Source organism: Methylopila henanensis (genome assembly GCF_042681025.1).
GTDB classification, from domain to species: Bacteria; Pseudomonadota; Alphaproteobacteria; order Rhizobiales; family Methylopilaceae; genus Methylopila; species Methylopila henanensis.
Genome location: NZ_JBHUER010000009.1, coordinates 49,265 through 62,490, shown reverse-complemented (window position 1 = coordinate 62,490; position 13,226 = coordinate 49,265). Strand labels below are relative to the sequence as shown.

Sequence of the window (13,226 nt, the reverse complement as noted above, 5' to 3'; positions counted from 1 at the left end):
ATGAACCTGCTGCCGCGCCGCAGCCTTCTCGCCGTCGCCGCCGTCGTGGACATCGCCTACCACGCGCGTCCAACGCCCATCGCCGCCAAGACGCTCGCCGCCCGCCACGGGCTGCCGCCCCGCCACCTGGAGACGCTTCTCCAGGTGCTCGTCCGGTCCGGCATCCTGAAGGGCGTGCGGGGGCCGCGCGGCGGCTACGAGCTCGCCCGCGAGCGCCGCCGCATCACCATCGCCGACATCGTCCGGGCGGCGCTGGGCGAAAGCGACGAGCCGGGCTCGATCGAGGAGGCCGAACGGGAGGGCTCCCAGCTCGTCGTCGACGTGGTCAAGCCGATGATCCGCTCCGCCTCGGAGAGTTTTCTGGAGCGCCTCGACGAGATCAACGTCGACGACCTCTGCAACGAGGCCGAGCGGCGCTCCGTGTTCGCCGACAGCCGGCCGAGCTACGATTTCACAATCTAATTATGATAAATGATACATTCATCGACATTCCGCTGTGACATCGCTATCGTCGCGCTGAAGCCAATCGAACGCGGGCCGCCCACGGGACGGTTCGCCGCCTGAGGAGACGTCGCCATGACGCAGCCCGCCCTGAAGCCGACGGAGGTCGCGCAGCGCGCGCCCGGCCGCGGCCGGATCTACGACTCCATCACCGACACCATCGGCGACACCCCTCTGGTGCGGCTCGACCGGCTCGCCAAGCACAAGGGCGTCAAGGCGAACCTGTTGGCGAAGCTCGAGTTCTTCAATCCGATCTCGAGCGTCAAGGACCGCATCGGCGTCGCCATGATCGACGCGCTCGAGCGCGACGGCGTGCTGAAGCCGGACAGCGTCCTGGTGGAGCCGACCTCCGGCAACACCGGCATCGCGCTCGCCTTCGTGGCGGCCGCGCGCGGTTACCGCCTCATCCTGGTCATGCCCGAGACCATGTCGATCGAGCGCCGCAAGATGCTGGCGCTGCTCGGCGCCGAACTGGTGCTGACCGAGGGGCCGAAGGGCATGAAGGGCGCCGTCGCCAAGGCGCAGGAACTCGTCAAGGAGATCCCGAACGCGGTCATCCCGCAGCAGTTCGAGAACCCGGCGAACCCCGAGATCCATCGCCGCACGACCGCCGAGGAGATCTGGAACGACACCGAAGGGACCGTCGACTACGTCGTCTCCGGCGTCGGCACCGGCGGCACCATCACCGGCGTCGGCTCGGTGCTGAAGCCGCGCAAGGACACGCTGAAGATCGTCGCTGTGGAGCCCGAGGACTCGCCGGTGCTGTCCGGCGGGCAGCCCGGCCCGCACAAGATCCAGGGCATCGGCGCCGGCTTCGTGCCGGGCATCCTCGACCGCTCGGTGATCGACGAGGTCATCACCGTCGGCAACCAGACGTCGTTCGAGACCGCGCGTCTGGTCGCGCGGCTCGAGGGGGTGCCGGTCGGCATCTCGTCGGGGGCCGCGGTCGCGGCGGCGCTCGAGATCGGAGCCCGTCCGGAGGCCGCCGGCAAGAACATCGTGATCATCATCCCGAGCTTCGCCGAGCGCTATCTTTCGACCGCGCTGTTCGAAGGACTCTGACCCGGAAAGGCTTCGGCCAGCGGCCGGAGCCTTTCTCCCGGGCGGTCAGATCTTCCTGAGCCGCACCTCGTCGATGCGGTGGCTCTTGCCTTTCTTCAGGATCAGGTCGGCGCGCGGGCGCGTGGGCCGGATGTTCTTGCGCAGATTGGGCAGGTTGATCTCGGTCCAGAGCTTCTCAGCCTGCTCCAGCGCTTCCCGCTTGGAGACCTGCGCGTACTTGCGGAAGTAGGATTGCGGGTCGCGGAAGGCGGTCTCGCGCAGCCGCATGAAGCGCTCGACGTACCAGCGATGCAGCAGCGGCTCGTCGGCGTCGAGGAAGATGCCGAAGTCGATGAAGTCCGAGACGAACGGCGCCACGCGGCCGTTCTGCGGCTTGTCGCCGGTCTGGAGCACGTTGAGGCCCTCCAGGATCACGATGTCCGGCTGATCGATGACGATCTTCTCGCCGCGCACCACGTCGTAGACGAGATGGCTGTAGACCGGCGCCGCCACCTCGCGCTTGCCGGCCTTGATGTCGGAGATGAACCGCAGCAGCGCCTGGACGTCGTAGCTCTCCGGAAACCCCTTGCGGCTCATCAGGTCTTCGCGGGCGAGCACGGCGTTCGGCAGCAGGAAGCCGTCCGTGGTGACGAGGTCCACCTTCGGCGTCGCCGGCCAGCGCGCGAGCAGAGCGCGCAGCACGCGCGCCGTGGTCGACTTGCCGACCGCGACCGAGCCCGCCACCGCGATGACATAGGGCACCTTGGTCTCGCTGTGGCCGAGGAAGCGCTGCGTCGCTCGGAACAGCTGCTGGCGTGCGGTGACGTAGAACGCGAGCAGGCGCGAGATCGGCAGGTAGATCTGTTCGACCTCGTCCATGTCGATCGGGTCGTTCAGCGAACTCAAACGGTCGAGGTCCGCCGCGTCCAGCGTCATCGGCGTGTCGGCGCGCAGCTTCGCCCATGCGGCGCGGCCGAAGGTGGCGTAGGGCGAGGGGTTCGAAACGCGCGGGCGATCGTCCATCAGCTCTTCCGGGCGGCCTTTTCCGCGAGGCCCGACTGCGCCGTGCGGCGCTCGAGCTCCGCCATCACCTCGGCTACGGAGACGCCCCTGACCTTCAGCGCGACCATCAGGTGGTAGAGCACGTCGGCGGCCTCGCCGACGAGTTCGACCTTGGCGCCGCAAGCGACCGCAAGCGCGGCCTCCACGCCTTCCTCTCCGAGCTTCTTGGCGACGCGCGCGGGCCCCGCCTCGATCAGCGAGCGGGTGTAGGAGCTTCCCGCGTCGGCCGCGGAGCGGTCGTCGACGATGGCGGCGAGGTCGTCGAGGCTGAAGGTGGTCGTCATGCCGTCGTCATCTCCCGTCGACGCGCGCTGCTTCAGGCGCCCTGGGCGCCTGGGTCGAGACGCACCGGCAGTCCGGCCGCGGCCATCGCGGCCTTGGCCTCGCCGATGGTGAACTCGCCGAAATGGAAGATCGAGGCCGCCAGCACGGCGCTCGCCCCGCCCTTGACCACGCCGTCCACCATGTGGGCCGGGGTCCCGACGCCCCCCGAGGCGACCACCGGCACCGGCACCGCGTCCACCACCGCGCGGGTCAGCGCGATGTCGTAGCCGTCCTTGGCGCCGTCATTGTCCATGGAGGTCAGCAGGATCTCGCCGGCGCCGAGCGCGGCGACCTCGGCCGCGTAGGCGACGGCGTCGAGCCCGGTGGGCCGCCGGCCGCCATGGGTGAACACCTCCCAGCGGTCGGCCTCGCCCGCGCCCGAAACCTTCTTGGCGTCGACCGCGACCACGATCGCCTGGGCGCCGAACTTGTCGGCGGCGCGGGCGACCACCGAGCGGTCGTTCACGGCCGCCGACATGATGGAGACCTTGTCCGCGCCCGCGAGCATCAGCGCCCGCACGTCCTCCACCGAGCGCACGCCGCCGCCGACGGTCACCGGCATGAAGCAGTTTTCCGCCGTGCGGGCGACCACGTCGAGCAGGATCGCCCGCTCCTCGTGGCTCGCGGTGATGTCGAGAAAGCAGAGCTCGTCGGCGCCGGCCGCGTCATAGGCGATCGCCGCCTCCACCGGATCGCCGGCGTCGCGCAGGTCGACGAACTGGACGCCCTTGACGACGCGGCCGTCCTTGACGTCGAGGCAGGGGATGACGCGGATCTTCAACATGGGCGCCGATGGTGTCGCGATAACGGGGCGGAGCCTGCAGGCCCGGTTTCGTCCTGTCCTATAGGCGGATCGCTCGCGATACGACAGCCCCGTCACATAATCCGGGGACGATCATTCGCGGGCGAGCAGCGCGTCGAGGGGCGCCTCGAGACGGAAGACGACGCCTTCGGGGCGGTAGTCGGCGACGGCCTTGCCCCGAAGCTGCACGGACAGCGTCTTCTCGATGAGCTGGGAGCCGAAGCCGCGTCGGGTGGGGGCCGCTACGATGGGGCCGCCGGTTTCCCGCCACTCCATGTGGAACACATCGTCCCCGTAGCTCCAGGACAGGGCGACGCGGCCTTCGGCCCGAGACAGCGCGCCGTACTTGGCGGCGTTGGAGCCCAGTTCGTGGATCGCGAGCGTCATGGCGGTTGCGGCGCGGTCGCGCAGGCGCACCGGCGGGCCGTCGATGACGATCCGCGTCTCCAGGTCATGTGGCGTCAGCACGCTGCGGACCAACGCGTCGAGCTGCGCTTCCGCGCTCTCGGCCTGAAACAGCATGTCCTGCGCGCGGGCGAGCGCCACCAGCCGCTCGTCGATCCGGGCGCGGTAGGGCGCGAGCGCCTCGCCGCCAGCGCGCAGCGTCTGGGCGGTGACCGACTGGGTCAGCGCCAGCATGTTTTTGATGCGGTGATGCAGCTCGGCGGCGAGCAGCTTGTAGCGCTCCTCGCTCTCCTTCAGCGCGGTGACGTCGCGCGAGACAGAGAGGATCGACTCCGGCCGGCCGTCCGGACCGAAGATCGGCGTCACCTGCACGTCCCAGTGGCGGGGATTGCCGCGCGCGGTGTTCGCCATCTCCTGGAAGCGGTAGCTCCGGCCGGCCCGCGCAGCGGCGAGGGCGGCTTTGGCGTGGGCGGCGCCGCCGCCGGTCCAGATGTCGGGCCAATGGCAGCCGCGGAGCTGCTCAAAGTCGTCGACCTCCATCACCTTCTGGCCGCCCTCGCTCATGAAGACGAGGGCGCCGTCGAGATCGAGGATCTTGATGCAGTCCTCGGACGCCGCCAGCACGCTGCGGATGAAGCGGGCCTCCCGGTTCGGGTCCGACGGATCGGTCTCGCTGGTCATGCTGTAGGCCTCAGGGCGCGCCGGCGGAGGTCGGATCCGGCGACGCAGGGGCCGCGCGACGGGTCGAGATAAGAACCGAAACTAGACCTTTAAGGGGCGTCGCGCGAGGTCCCGGCCAGAGCGAGCGCCTCTCTCGCGTCGAGGCGGCCGTCGTAGAGCGCGCGCCCGGTGATGGCGCCGGCGATCTTCGCGTTCTCGGGCGCCGTCAGCCGGCGGACGTCCTCGATGTCGGCCAATCCGCCTGAGGCGATCACCGGAATATTCACCGCCTCGGCCAACTCCCGGGTAAGTTCGAGGTTAAGTCCCTTGAGCAATCCGTCGCGGGCGATGTCGGTGAAGATGATCGCGGCGACGCCGGCGTCCTCGAACCGGCGCGCGAGGTCGAGCGCGGTCATGTCTGACACTTCGGCCCAGCCCTGCACCGCGACCTTGCCGCCGCGGGCGTCGACGCCGACCGCGATCCGGCCGGGATGGGCCTTCGCCGCCGCCTTCACGAATTCGGGGTCACGGACGGCCGCCGTCCCGACGATGACGCGGGCGACACCGCGCTTCAGCCAGGCGTCGACCGCCTTCATGTCGCGCACCCCGCCACCGAGCTGCACGGGAACGCCGGCCGCGTCGAGGATCGCGTCGACCGCCGCGGCGTTGACGCTCGCGCCGGCGAAGGCGCCGTCGAGGTCGACGACGTGGATCCACTCGAAGCCGGCGTCGGCGAAGCTCTTCGCCTGCGCCGCCGGATCGTGGCCGTAGACGGTGGCGCGGTCCATGTCGCCCTCCTTCAGGCGGACCACGGCGCCGCCCTTTAGGTCGATCGCGGGATAGAGGATCATGGACGCCACCGCACGAAGCTCGCGAGCAGGGACAGGCCGAGCGCCTGGCTCTTCTCGGGATGGAACTGGACGCCGGCCACGTTGTCGCGCGCGACCAGCGCGGTGACGTCGCCGCCATAGGAGGCCGCCAGCACCACGTCGCCGGCGTCGTCGGGCGTCAGGTGGTAGGCGTGCAGGAAATAGGCGTGCAGGCCGCCCTCGCCGAGCGGCAGGTCGTCGGTCAGCGGGTGCGCGCGGCGGCGCTCCAGCGTGTTCCAGCCCATGTGCGGCACCTTGAGCCCGGCGTCGCCCGGCTCGATCCGCACCACCCGGCCGGGAATCCAGCCGAGCCCCTGCGTCGGCTCGTGCTCCTCGCCTTCGGTGGCCAGCAGCTGCATGCCGATGCAGATGCCGAGGAACGGCCGGCCGCGCCGGCGCACGGCCTCGTCGAGCGCCTCGCCGAGGCCGGTGGCTTCGCCCAGCGCCCGGCGGCAGTCGGGAAAGGCCCCGTCGCCGGGCAGCACCACGCGGTCGGCGGTCGCGACCCGCTCGGGATCGCTCGTCACCACCACGCCGGCGCCGCCGGCGCGCGTCAGCGCCTTCTCGACCGAGCGCAGGTTGCCGGCGCCGTAGTCGACGACCGCGATGGTCACCGCGCCGCTCCGGGCTGCGGGAACAGGCCGAGCACGCCGCCGGAGGCGGCCGGGCGATAGGCCGCGGCGGGACCCGCCGACGGGCGGGGCGCAGGCGCGGGGTCGTGGGCGTCCGCGGACCATTCGGCGAAGAAATGCGCCTCGGCCTCGTCGCGCGAACGGGCCATCAGCGCGGCGACGAAGCGGTAGCCCCGCCGCTCCAGCGACCGGGCGCGCAGCCAGGCGGCCTCGAAGCCGACGGCGAGGTTCGGCAGCAGCGCCAGCAGGATCGCCTCGCCGCTTCGGAGCGACAGCAGGTTCGCGACCAGCGCCAGCGCGACCGCCGCGGCGAGATAGAGCGCGAGCGCCAGCCAGCAGCGCTGCCAGATCAGCCAGACGAGCGGGAACAGGAACGCGCCCTTCGAGAAGCCCTCGCGCAGGCTTACGAAGCGCTCGGCGTCCTCGAGGGTGCGGGCCGCGCCGCCGGGCGGCTCATAGATCAGCCAGGTGTTCAAGATCGAACCTCAGCAGATGAAGTCAGTCGCCGATGCGGCCCTTGGTCGAGGGCAGGCGGTCGCCGGCCCGCGGGTCGAGCGCCAGCGCGTTCTTCAGCACGCGGGCGAGACCCTTGAAGCAGCTTTCGGCGATGTGGTGCGCGTTGGCGCCGTAGAGCGTCTCCACATGCAGCGTCACCGCGGCGTGGGTGGCGAAGGCCTGGAAGAACTCGCGCACCAGCTCGGTGTCGAACTCGCCGACCTTCGGCGCCGGAAACTCCGTGCGCCAGACCAGGAACGGGCGGCCCGAGACGTCGATCGCGACGCGGGTCAGGGCCTCGTCCATCGGCATCGCGACGTCGGCGTAGCGCGTCAGGCCCTTCATGTCGCCCAGCGCCCGGCGCACGGCTTGGCCGAGCGCGATGCCGACGTCCTCCACGGTGTGGTGGAAGTCCACATGGGTGTCGCCGTTGGCCGTCACGTCGAGGTCGATCATCGCGTGGCGGGCGAGCAGCTCGAGCATGTGGTCGAAGAAGCCGACGCCGGTCTCGATCCGGCTCGCGCCCGTCCCGTCGAGGTCGAGCGTGAGGGTGATGTCGGTCTCTGCGGTCGTCCGGGTCACCTCGGCGCGGCGCATGGGAGCCTCGTTGATCGCGCGTTCCGTCGCGAAGCTGTCATGGAAACGCGCGGTCGATAGCACGGCGGCGCGCGCAAGGCCAACGGCCCGTCCCTACAAGGCCGCATGGCGCATGCGCGGCGCGCGCGGGCGACACATCGACGTGATCGTCCTGGCCTCTACTTGAGGGATACGCCGGCATTGGGGCCGGTCTGCATCAGGTGACTGTCATGGCCAAGAAACCGTCTGACGACGTCAAGGCGCGCAAGAAGGCGGCGCTCGCGACGCCGACCGACCTCGGCTCCAACGCGATCCGCGATCTGCAGGGCGCGATGAACGCGATCCTCGCCGACACCTTCGCGCTGTTCCTCAAGACCAAGAACTTCCACTGGCACGTCAGCGGCCCGCATTTCCGCGACTATCACCTGCTGCTGGACGACCAGGCGGCCGAAATCCTCGCCTCCACCGACGACATCGCCGAGCGCGTGCGCAAGATCGGCGGCACGACGATCCGTTCGGTCGGGCACATCGGGCGCCTGCAGCGGGTCAAGGACAACGACGCCGATTTCGTGACGCCGCAGGACATGCTGGCCGAGCTGCGCGAGGACAATCTCGACCACGTCAAGCGCCTGCGCGAGGTTCACAGCCTCGCCGACGAGCACGACGACGTCGCGACCGCGAGCCTGATCGAGAACTGGATTGACCAGGCCGAGAAGCGCGCCTGGTTCCTGTTCGAGACCAGCCGCGGCGCCTGAGTGGGCGGGGAGCGCCGCATCGTTCTTGTCCCGGCCCTGAGCCGGGACAGGGGGGAGCGCCGCCCTTTTCATGGCCCGGGGGAATGCATACCTGAGCTCCAGTCATTCCCCCGGAGCTTTCATGTCCGACATCATCCTTCACGGGACCACGATCGTGCTCGTCCGCAAGGGCGGCAAGGTGGTCATCGGCGGCGACGGCCAGGTCACGCTCGGCCAGACCGTGCTCAAGGCGACCGCGAAGAAGGTCCGCCGCATCGCCAAGGGCGAGGTCATCGCCGGTTTCGCCGGCGCGACCGCCGACGCCTTCACGTTGTTCGAGCGGCTCGAGCAGAAGCTCGAACAGTATCCCGGCCAGCTTCTGCGCGCCGCGGTCGAGCTCGCCAAGGACTGGCGCACCGACCGCTATCTCCGCCGGCTGGAGGCCATGATGCTTGTCGCCGACAAGCATGTGGCGCTCGTCATCACCGGCACCGGCGACGTGCTTGAGCCCGAGGACGGCGTCGCCGCCATCGGCTCCGGCGGCAACTACGCGCTGTCCGCCGCCCGCGCGCTCGCCGACACTGAGCTCGACGCCGAGGCGATCGTGCGCAAGTCGATGAAGATCGCGGCCGACATCTGCGTCTACACCAACGCCAACCTGACGGTGGAGAGCCTGGAGACGGTGGGATGATCCCACGCGCTCCGGCGGCCTACGCGTTTCGCGTGGTCACGCCCGACGATCTCCCGCAGATCGCCGGCTGGCTGCGCGAACCGCACGTGGCGCGGTGGTGGGGCGATCCCGACCAGCAGCTGGCGTCGATCCGCGAAGATCTTTCGGAGCCGCGCATGGCGCTCAGCATCGTCTCGATCGACGGTCGGCCGTCCGGCTATGTCCAGGCCTATGGACCGTTCGACTTCGGGGCACTGGAGGGCCAGCCCGCGGGATCGAAGGGGATCGACCAGTTCATCGGCGCGCCGGACCTCGTCGGCAAAGGGCATGGCCCCGCGCTGACCGAGGTTTTCGTGGCGACGTTGTTCGCTGCGGGCGCCCCGAGGGTCGTGACCGACCCTCATCCTGACAACGCCGTCGCGATCCGGGCCTATGAAATGGCCGGGTTTCGACGGGAAAGACTGATCCATACGGAAGACGGTCCCGCGGTGCTGATGGCCAGGGATCGGGCTTGAGGAAAATGACATGACCGACCTTTCCCCTCGCGAAATCGTCTCCGAGCTCGACCGGCACATCGTCGGCCAGCGCGACGCCAAGCGCGCGGTCGCGATCGCGCTTCGGAACCGCTGGCGGCGTCTGCAGCTTCAGGGCCACCTGCGCGAAGAGGTGCAGCCCAAGAACATCCTGATGATCGGGCCGACCGGCGTCGGCAAGACCGAGATCTCGCGCCGTCTGGCGAAGCTCGCGAACGCGCCGTTCCTGAAGGTGGAGGCCACCAAGTTCACCGAGGTCGGCTATGTCGGCCGCGACGTGGAGCAGATCGTGCGCGACCTCGTCGAGGTCGCGATCGGCCTGACGCGCGAGCAGAAGCGCAAGGACGTGCAGGCCAAGGCGCACATGGCGGCGGAGGAGCGGGTGCTGACCGCGCTCGTCGGCGCGACCGCGAGCCCGGCGACCCGCGAGAGCTTCCGCAAGAAGCTGCGCGACGGCGACATGGACGACAAGGAGATCGAGATCGAGGTGGCGGCCTCCGGCCCCGCGGCGATGGAGATCCCCGGCATGCCGGGCCAGGTCGGCATGATCTCGCTCGGCGAGATGTTCAAAGGCCTCGGCGGCCAGAAGAAGACCCGCCGCGTCACGGTCAAGGACAGCTACGAGCAGCTCATCGCCGACGAGAGCGACAAGCTGCTCGACCAGGAGAGCCTGGTCGCCGAGGCGGTGCGCACGGTGGAGAACGCCGGCATCGTGTTCCTCGACGAGATCGACAAGATCTGCGCCCGCGAGGGCCGCGCCGGGGACGTCAGCCGGGAAGGCGTGCAGCGCGACCTCCTGCCGCTGATCGAGGGCACCACGGTCGCGACCAAGCACGGGCCGGTGAAGACCGACCACATCCTGTTCATCGCCTCCGGCGCGTTCCATGTGGCGAAGCCGTCCGACCTGCTGCCGGAGCTGCAGGGCCGGCTGCCGATCCGCGTGGAGCTCAACGCGCTGACCCGCGAGGATTTCGTCCGCATCCTCGACGACACGGAAGCGAGCCTCGTGAAGCAGTATGTGGCGCTGCTGGCGACCGAGAACGTGACGCTGGCGTTCACGCCCGACGGCATCGACGCGCTCGCCGACGTGGCGGTCGAGGTCAACTCGACGGTCGAGAACATCGGCGCGCGCAGACTGCAGACGGTGATGGAGCGGGTGCTCGACGAGATCAGCTTCACCGCCGCCGACATGGGCGGCCAGACGGTGACGGTCGACGGCGCTTACGTGCGCAAGTATGTCGGCGACCTCGCGAAGAACGCCGACCTCAGCCGCTTCATCCTCTGAAGACGGCGCGTCGGCGCGCGCTGCGGGAGCCCGGACCATGGCCGTTCTCACCCTCGACGAGGCCATGGCGCTCGCGGCCGGCGCCCTGGAGCGCAACGGCGCGTCGGCGCCTGTCGCGGACAGCGTCGCCCGCGCGCTGGCCGGCGCCGAGGCCGACGGGCTGAAGGGCCATGGCCTGTCGCGGGTTCCGGGCTACGCGGGCCAGCTTCGCGCCGGCAAGGTGCGCGGCGACGCGACGCCGACTCTCGCCCGGCCGCGGCCGGGCGCGCTTCGGATCGACGCTGCGGAAGGCTTCGCTTATCCCGCGCTCGACCTCGCGGTCGCCGAGCTGCCGGCGGTCGCGCGGGCGCAAGGGATCGCGGCGGCGTCGCTTTTCCGCTCGCATCACTGCGGGGCGGCCGGCCGCCCCGTCGAAGCGCTGGCCGATCAGGGGCTCGTCGCGCTGCTGTTCGCCAACACCCCGGCCGCCATGGCGCCCTGGGGCGGCGCGATGCCGGTGTTCGGCACCAACCCGATCGCCTTCGCCTGTCCGCGGCCGGGGCGGGCCCCGATCGTGGTCGACCTCTCGCTGTCCAGGGTCGCGCGCGGAAACATTATGGCGGCGAAGCAGAAGGGTGAGCCGATCCCCGAGGGCTGGGCCTTCGACGCGCAAGGGCGGCCGACGACCGATCCGGACGCCGCGCTCGGCGGGACCATGGCGCCCGCCGGCGACGCCAAGGGCGTCGCGCTGGCGCTGATGGTGGAGCTGCTGGCGGCGGGGATGACCGGCGCGAACTACGCCGGCGAGGCCTCGTCCTTCCTGGACGACAAGGGCGGGCCGCCCGGGACCGGGCAGCTCCTGCTCGCCTTCGATCCCGCGGCGTTCTCGGACGCCGGCCCCGCCCGCTTCGCGGTTCTGGCCGCGGCGATCGAGGCCCAGGCCGGGGCGCGGCTGCCCGGCGCCCGCCGGCTCGCAGCGCGCGCGAAGGCCGCGACCGCGGGGCTCACGGTCGCGGACGCTCTCGTCGCGGAGATACGGGCGCTCTGAGGCGGCCTCAGCCCATCGTCGGCATCACGAACTCGGCCCCGGCGCGGATGCCGGTCGGCCAGCGGGTCGTGATGGTCTTGAGGCGCGTGTAGAAGCGCACCCCCTCCGGCCCGTGCATGTGGTGATCGCCGAACAGCGAGGCCTTCCAGCCGCCGAAGGAGTGGAACGCCATCGGCACCGGGATCGGCACGTTGATCCCGACCATGCCGACCTTGATCGAATGGGCGAACTCGCGGGCGGCGTCGCCGTCGCGGGTGAAGATCGCCGTGCCGTTGCCGAACTCGTGCTCGTTCACGAGCTTCGCCGCCTCGGCGTAGTTGTCCGCGCGGACGACCGAGAGGACGGGGCCGAAGATCTCCTCCTTGTAGATGCGCATCTCGGGGGTCACGCGGTCGAACAGCGTGCCGCCGACGAAATAGCCGTTCTCGTAGCCCTGCAGCGACAGCCCGCGGCCGTCGACCACCAGCTCCGCGCCCTCGTCGACGCCGAGGTCCACATAGCCCGAGACCTTGTCGCGGTGCTGCGCGGTGACGAGCGGCCCCATCTCCGCCTCCGGATCGGTGCCGGGACCGACCTTCAGCGCGCGCACCTTCGGCGCGAGCTTGTCGATCAGGATGTCGGCGGTCTTCTCGCCGACCGGAACCGCGACCGAGATCGCCATGCAGCGCTCGCCGGCGGAGCCGTAGGCCGCGCCCATCAGCGCGTCGACGGCCTGGTCCATGTCGGCGTCGGGCATGATGATCATGTGGTTCTTGGCGCCGCCGAGCGCCTGGGCGCGCTTGCCCGCCTTCGTCGCGGTCTCGTAGACGTAGCGCGCGATCGGGGTCGAGCCGACGAAGCTCACGGCCTCGACGTTCGGATGGGCGAGCAGGGCGTCGACCGCCTGCTTGTCGCCGTTGACGACGTTGAACACGCCGTCCGGAAGGCCGGCCTCCTTCAGCCAGTCGGCGATCAGCAGGGCCGCGGACGGATCGCGCTCGGACGGCTTCAGCACGAAGGCGTTGCCGCAGGCGAGCGCAACCGGGAACATCCACATCGGCACCATGGCCGGGAAGTTGAACGGCGTGATCCCGGCGACGACCCCGAGCGGCTGGCGCAGCGAATGGCTATCGACGCGGGTGCCGACGTTCTCGGTGAACTCGCCCTTGAGCAGCTCGGGAATGCCGGTCGCGAACTCGACCACCTCGAGGCCGCGCTGAATCTCGCCCTTGGCGTCGGAGAACACCTTGCCGTGCTCGGCGCTGATGACGGTCGCGAGCTCGTCGGAGCGCGCCTCGGCGATGGCGAGGAACTTCATCAGGATGCGCGCGCGCCGCAGCGGCGGCGAGGCGGCCCAGGCGGGGAAGGCTTTGAGCGCGGCCTGCACGGCGGCGTCGACGGTCGCCTCGTCGGCGAGCGCGACCGCGCCGGTCTGCTCGCCGGTCGCGGGGTTGAACACGGCCGCGCTGCGGCCGGAGCCGTCGCGGCGCGCGCCGCCGATGAAATGCGGGATCGGGGTCGCCATGGCATCCTCCTATCGGCGGCGCTCGAAACGGCGCCGGCCTTGAACCGCAGCTTCATTGTTGCGCAGGCGCACATCAACGGCATAGTTTCCGCATCCGTTGTGCGGA

General features: G+C 70.3%; 16 protein-coding genes. 7 read left to right on the top strand and 9 right to left on the bottom strand.

Annotated elements, in window-relative coordinates:
• Positions 1-462: an RrF2 family transcriptional regulator gene (locus ACFSCV_RS12910; protein ID WP_378799995.1), complete on the top strand. Its 462-nt coding sequence runs from the start codon at positions 1-3 to the stop codon at positions 460-462.
• A 114-nt stretch (positions 463-576) separates the two neighbouring features.
• The gene (gene cysK / locus ACFSCV_RS12905) at positions 577-1,563 is read left to right on the top strand and encodes a cysteine synthase A (RefSeq protein WP_378799994.1); all 987 of its coding nucleotides are present in this window, start codon (positions 577-579) and stop codon (positions 1,561-1,563) included.
• 45 nt (positions 1,564-1,608) lie between these two features.
• On the opposite strand, the gene coaA is transcribed toward cysK, so the two are convergent.
• The 8 genes from coaA to hisB form a co-directional block, all read right to left on the bottom strand.
• Complete coding sequence (coaA, locus tag ACFSCV_RS12900; protein WP_378799993.1) at positions 1,609-2,565, bottom strand: type I pantothenate kinase; 957 nt, start codon at positions 2,563-2,565, stop codon at positions 1,609-1,611.
• Complete coding sequence (locus tag ACFSCV_RS12895; protein WP_378799992.1) at positions 2,565-2,888, bottom strand: phosphoribosyl-ATP diphosphatase; 324 nt, start codon at positions 2,886-2,888, stop codon at positions 2,565-2,567. The genes coaA and ACFSCV_RS12895 overlap by 1 nt, the downstream gene beginning before the upstream one ends.
• A gap of 32 nt (positions 2,889-2,920) precedes the next feature.
• A complete protein-coding gene (gene hisF, locus ACFSCV_RS12890) occupies positions 2,921-3,712 on the bottom strand; it encodes an imidazole glycerol phosphate synthase subunit HisF (RefSeq protein WP_378799991.1) in 792 nt (263 codons plus the stop codon).
• A gap of 111 nt (positions 3,713-3,823) precedes the next feature.
• The gene (locus ACFSCV_RS12885; RefSeq protein ID WP_378799990.1) at positions 3,824-4,816 is read right to left on the bottom strand and encodes an HWE histidine kinase domain-containing protein; all 993 of its coding nucleotides are present in this window, start codon (positions 4,814-4,816) and stop codon (positions 3,824-3,826) included.
• An 89-nt stretch (positions 4,817-4,905) separates the two neighbouring features.
• Positions 4,906-5,646 (bottom strand): 1-(5-phosphoribosyl)-5-[(5-phosphoribosylamino)methylideneamino]imidazole-4-carboxamide isomerase, encoded by a 741-nt coding sequence (gene hisA, locus ACFSCV_RS12880; RefSeq protein WP_378799989.1) that lies wholly within the window; start codon positions 5,644-5,646, stop codon positions 4,906-4,908.
• Complete coding sequence (hisH, locus tag ACFSCV_RS12875) at positions 5,643-6,278, bottom strand: imidazole glycerol phosphate synthase subunit HisH (protein ID WP_378799988.1); 636 nt, start codon at positions 6,276-6,278, stop codon at positions 5,643-5,645. Before hisH ends, hisA begins: the two co-directional genes overlap by 4 nt.
• Entirely contained in the window at positions 6,275-6,772 is a 498-nt protein-coding gene (locus ACFSCV_RS12870; protein ID WP_378799987.1) for a DUF2628 domain-containing protein, read from the bottom strand. The genes hisH and ACFSCV_RS12870 overlap by 4 nt, the downstream gene beginning before the upstream one ends.
• Before the next feature lie 22 nt (positions 6,773-6,794).
• Positions 6,795-7,388 carry an imidazoleglycerol-phosphate dehydratase HisB gene (gene hisB / locus ACFSCV_RS12865; protein WP_378799986.1) on the bottom strand — a complete coding sequence of 198 codons (594 nt, stop codon included), beginning with the start codon at positions 7,386-7,388 and terminating at the stop codon, positions 6,795-6,797.
• A 209-nt stretch (positions 7,389-7,597) separates the two neighbouring features.
• On the opposite strand from hisB, the gene ACFSCV_RS12860 reads away from it, so the two are divergent.
• The 5 genes from ACFSCV_RS12860 (at position 7,598) to ACFSCV_RS12840 (ending at position 11,616) form a co-directional block, all read left to right on the top strand.
• The gene (locus ACFSCV_RS12860; RefSeq protein ID WP_378799985.1) at positions 7,598-8,122 is read left to right on the top strand and encodes a Dps family protein; all 525 of its coding nucleotides are present in this window, start codon (positions 7,598-7,600) and stop codon (positions 8,120-8,122) included.
• Positions 8,123-8,243: 121 nt separating this feature from the next.
• Complete coding sequence (gene hslV, locus ACFSCV_RS12855; RefSeq protein WP_271199978.1) at positions 8,244-8,792, top strand: ATP-dependent protease subunit HslV; 549 nt, start codon at positions 8,244-8,246, stop codon at positions 8,790-8,792.
• 32 nt (positions 8,793-8,824) lie between these two features.
• Positions 8,825-9,286, top strand: coding sequence for a GNAT family N-acetyltransferase (locus ACFSCV_RS12850; protein WP_378799984.1), 462 nt, complete (start codon positions 8,825-8,827; stop codon positions 9,284-9,286).
• A gap of 10 nt (positions 9,287-9,296) precedes the next feature.
• Entirely contained in the window at positions 9,297-10,589 is a 1,293-nt protein-coding gene (gene hslU / locus ACFSCV_RS12845; RefSeq protein ID WP_271199976.1) for an ATP-dependent protease ATPase subunit HslU, read from the top strand.
• A gap of 37 nt (positions 10,590-10,626) precedes the next feature.
• Positions 10,627-11,616, top strand: coding sequence for an Ldh family oxidoreductase (locus ACFSCV_RS12840; RefSeq protein WP_378799983.1), 990 nt, complete (start codon positions 10,627-10,629; stop codon positions 11,614-11,616).
• 7 nt (positions 11,617-11,623) lie between these two features.
• On the opposite strand, the gene ACFSCV_RS12835 is transcribed toward ACFSCV_RS12840, so the two are convergent.
• Entirely contained in the window at positions 11,624-13,120 is a 1,497-nt protein-coding gene (locus tag ACFSCV_RS12835) for a CoA-acylating methylmalonate-semialdehyde dehydrogenase (RefSeq protein WP_378799982.1), read from the bottom strand.
• Positions 13,121-13,226: the final 106 nt, after the last annotated feature.

Coding starts and splice junctions, on each gene's coding strand:
- hisF (WP_378799991.1), bottom strand. CDS start 3,712: ATGTTGAAGATCCGCGTCATCCCCTGCCTCGACGTCAAGGACGGCCGC.
- hisB (WP_378799986.1), bottom strand. CDS start 7,388: ATGCGCCGCGCCGAGGTGACCCGGACGACCGCAGAGACCGACATCACC.
- ACFSCV_RS12895 (WP_378799992.1), bottom strand. CDS start 2,888: ATGACGACCACCTTCAGCCTCGACGACCTCGCCGCCATCGTCGACGAC.
- hslU (WP_271199976.1), top strand. CDS start 9,297: ATGACCGACCTTTCCCCTCGCGAAATCGTCTCCGAGCTCGACCGGCAC.
- ACFSCV_RS12835 (WP_378799982.1), bottom strand. CDS start 13,120: ATGGCGACCCCGATCCCGCATTTCATCGGCGGCGCGCGCCGCGACGGC.
- ACFSCV_RS12840 (WP_378799983.1), top strand. CDS start 10,627: ATGGCCGTTCTCACCCTCGACGAGGCCATGGCGCTCGCGGCCGGCGCC.
- ACFSCV_RS12860 (WP_378799985.1), top strand. CDS start 7,598: ATGGCCAAGAAACCGTCTGACGACGTCAAGGCGCGCAAGAAGGCGGCG.
- hslV (WP_271199978.1), top strand. CDS start 8,244: ATGTCCGACATCATCCTTCACGGGACCACGATCGTGCTCGTCCGCAAG.
- ACFSCV_RS12910 (WP_378799995.1), top strand. CDS start 1: ATGAACCTGCTGCCGCGCCGCAGCCTTCTCGCCGTCGCCGCCGTCGTG.
- ACFSCV_RS12885 (WP_378799990.1), bottom strand. CDS start 4,816: ATGACCAGCGAGACCGATCCGTCGGACCCGAACCGGGAGGCCCGCTTC.
- coaA (WP_378799993.1), bottom strand. CDS start 2,565: ATGGACGATCGCCCGCGCGTTTCGAACCCCTCGCCCTACGCCACCTTC.
- hisA (WP_378799989.1), bottom strand. CDS start 5,646: ATGATCCTCTATCCCGCGATCGACCTAAAGGGCGGCGCCGTGGTCCGC.
- cysK (WP_378799994.1), top strand. CDS start 577: ATGACGCAGCCCGCCCTGAAGCCGACGGAGGTCGCGCAGCGCGCGCCC.